This is a genomic window from Kitasatospora sp. NPDC001225 (genome assembly GCF_053597855.1).
Genome location: NZ_JBSFJC010000387.1, coordinates 1 through 2,089, shown reverse-complemented (window position 1 = coordinate 2,089; position 2,089 = coordinate 1). Strand labels below are relative to the sequence as shown.

At 69.5% G+C, this 2,089-nt stretch carries 4 protein-coding genes; 1 reads left to right on the top strand and 3 read right to left on the bottom strand.

The window, feature by feature from the left end; all coding sequences use genetic code 11:
- Positions 1–562, bottom strand: a 562-nt coding sequence (locus ACWDCZ_RS40740) for a DUF5937 family protein (RefSeq protein WP_449818644.1), incomplete at its 3' end; no start/stop codon positions are given.
- Between the two features lie 100 nt (positions 563–662).
- Here ACWDCZ_RS40740 and ACWDCZ_RS40735 point away from each other — a divergent pair.
- Positions 663–812 carry a hypothetical protein gene (locus ACWDCZ_RS40735; protein WP_199823037.1) on the top strand — a complete coding sequence of 50 codons (150 nt, stop codon included), beginning with the start codon at positions 663–665 and terminating at the stop codon, positions 810–812.
- 139 nt (positions 813–951) lie between these two features.
- Here the strand turns inward: ACWDCZ_RS40735 and ACWDCZ_RS40730 are convergent, their stop codons facing one another.
- Positions 952–1,248, bottom strand: coding sequence for a hypothetical protein (locus ACWDCZ_RS40730; RefSeq protein WP_049649570.1), 297 nt, complete (start codon positions 1,246–1,248; stop codon positions 952–954).
- Positions 1,249–1,517: 269 nt separating this feature from the next.
- On the bottom strand, positions 1,518–2,089 hold a 572-nt coding region (locus tag ACWDCZ_RS40725), incomplete at its 5' end, for a hypothetical protein (RefSeq protein WP_449818643.1).

Below are 2,089 nucleotides of genomic sequence, written 5' to 3'. Positions count from 1 at the left end.
GCCGGGCGTCGGCGGCGAGCTGGACCTGGACGCGGCGCCAGGCGTCGGCGAAGAACGCCCGGTCGCAGTCCTCCAGGAGGCGCCGGATCCAGGCGCGGGTGCCGGTGGGGTCGGCGAGCGTCCGTTCGACGAAGGCCGCCTGGCGCGGGCCGCGCGCGGCGGCGAGGTCGAGCGCGCGGCGCCGCGACCGGCCGTCGGTCAGCGGCGAGGGCATGCCCTGCGAGTAGCGGCTGCTGTTGCAGGAGATCTCCAGGGCCGAGCCGACGAAGGTCTCGTCGTCCAGCTGGTCGAGGTCGTCCAGTTCCTCGGCGAGCGTCTCCCGGGGCCGGGGCGGCATCAGGAAGTCGGAGCGGGTCGAGCGCCACATGAAGTCGGCCTCGACGAGCCGGTCGGCGAGCTCCGGTTCGAGCGTGGCGGAGGTCGCCGTCGTCCACGCGTGCAGGCGTGGGTGGTGAGCGGGCTCGGCCAGCGCGTGCAGGGCGTTGCCGAGTTCGGCCAGCGGCGAGGGGCAGAAGATGATCCGCTCGTGCGGCAGTCCGGTGATGTCTATGGTCACGCTCACCCCACCATGGTGCCGGATCGGGCGGCGGCGCCGTCCCGTCGTTTGACCAGTACCGTCAATCGACGGGACGGGAGGGGCGCGCCGGGCGCAGGGTGAGGACATGAACGCACTGCAGCAGCACCTCCTCGACAGCCACCGGGCCGCCCAGCGCGGCGAACCGGCCCCGCCCCTGCCCGGCACCCACGACCTCGCCGTCCTGCGGGCGGTCGCCGGCCGCATCCGCGCGGCCCTCGGACTCCGGCGGTCCTAGCGAGACGGACGCGCGGTGCTACGAACACCTCGGCTTGCCGATGCCTTGGACACGGGTCCGAGGTCGAATCCGCCCGTCATCACAGGATGGCGGGCGGATCCGTATCACCCCTGCGCTTTTCGTACGCAGGCGCGCGGTGTCACCGCGCGACGAAGCCGAGGGGTACCGAATTGCTGGTGTTCGACGAATTGACCTGATCCTTCGTCTTGGCGTCCGAGAGGGCGATCGTCCCCTCACTCGTATCCAGACCGTCGGGGCATACCGAGTCGGCCGCCCTGCCGACGTCCACCCCGGTCGCGGGCACGGTCAGGCTGTGCTTGCTGTCTTCGTCCGTGAACACCGCCCAGCGCGCCAGGCCGAGGTCACTGCCCTCCAGATGAACCGGTCCGCCCGCCTCGACCTGGGGCGGGTAAACGGAGGTAATGTGCATGCCCATCCTGTCTCGCCTCCTCTTCTCTCACGCGTGCCGTCGGTCGGAATTAGCCCCGGTGGAGCAAGACCTGAATCCAATCTAAAAGCCCACCGGCGGCTGGGCAACCCCATTCGGTCGGGAAACACAGTTTCATGGAGATACATCAACAACATCACCACCAAGATGATTCGCTGACGAATCATTGATAAAATGCCCCTGTCGGGACGTGGGCGCAGCACTCCCCTTTGCGCACGGCCCGGGAGAAACCCGATCCGGCGGGACACGCGATGCCGCTACGGATTCTCGAAGACGATGTCCAGACTATTGCTCGTGTTGCCCGGCGCGATCTCGTTCTGCGTATCGGCAGTGGAGAGCCAGACCTTTCCGCACCCGTTGGCCAGCCCCGGCGGGCGCTTCGACGTCGCCAGGTAGCCGACATCGCTACCCTTGGCATCCGTGATGACCGTCCTGCCGTCTTCGTCCGCGAACACCGCCCAGCGCACCAGGCCGAGATTGCTGCCCTCGAAAGTGACCGGCCCCCGTTCCTCCACGTCAGGGGGGTCGACCCTGTCGATGCGGGGAACGAGTCGCTTGACGTGAACGGTCACGTCTCCGGACCCGTAGGTCTCCGGTGGGCAGTCCGGCGGGCTCGTGACGGCCAGCCGAACCTTGGGATCGCCGGAGGAGAGCCCGCTGCCGACGCGGACGGCGACATCGAGGTCGATCCGGTCCCCGCTGTCGTAGACGTCGAGATGGGCGCCCGCGCACCTCAGGGTGACCATCCGGGCGTGGCCGCGGGCGGCGTCGATCAGCTTGCGCACCAGCGCCGGGTCGGGGTCGCGCAGCAGGTCGGGCCGGTGGGCGC

Excerpts from the sequence above, each read along its gene's own strand:
- ACWDCZ_RS40735 (WP_199823037.1), top strand. The coding sequence starts at position 663 with ATGAACGCACTGCAGCAGCACCTCCTCGACAGCCACCGGGCCGCCCAG.
- ACWDCZ_RS40730 (WP_049649570.1), bottom strand. The coding sequence starts at position 1,248 with ATGGGCATGCACATTACCTCCGTTTACCCGCCCCAGGTCGAGGCGGGC.